We start from the raw sequence: 281 nt of genomic DNA, 5'->3' as shown, positions 1-281 counted from the left end.
TCTGCTACACAGGTGGAATTTACGATAATAAAACAGGACTATATTATTTGAATGCGAGATACTACAACCCTGAATATGGAAGGTTCTTAACAGAAGACACTTATCGTGGAGAATTCACAGACCCAAGTAGTTTACATCTATATGCATATTGTACAAACAACCCAATATCATATACAGATCCAAGTGGTCATTTCCCAATTTTGCTCGCATTTGATGCTGCATGGGGGGCATATGATGGATATCAATATGCGAAGAAGAAAAATCTAAGAGGTTGGAAAAAA

1 protein-coding gene is annotated in these 281 nt (G+C 36.7%); it reads left to right on the top strand.

Annotated elements, in window-relative coordinates:
• Positions 1 to 17: 17 nt before the first annotated feature.
• A partial coding sequence (locus K0040_RS20385) for an RHS repeat-associated core domain-containing protein (RefSeq protein ID WP_228110479.1) occupies positions 18 to 281 on the top strand: 264 nt, incomplete at its 3' end.

It is taken from the genome of Terrisporobacter petrolearius, from assembly GCF_020748185.1.
In the GTDB taxonomy this organism is placed as follows: Bacteria; Bacillota; Clostridia; order Peptostreptococcales; family Peptostreptococcaceae; genus Terrisporobacter; species Terrisporobacter petrolearius.
The sequence above is the reverse complement of the archived record's forward strand: the minus strand, read 5'-3'. Positions and strand labels throughout refer to the sequence as shown.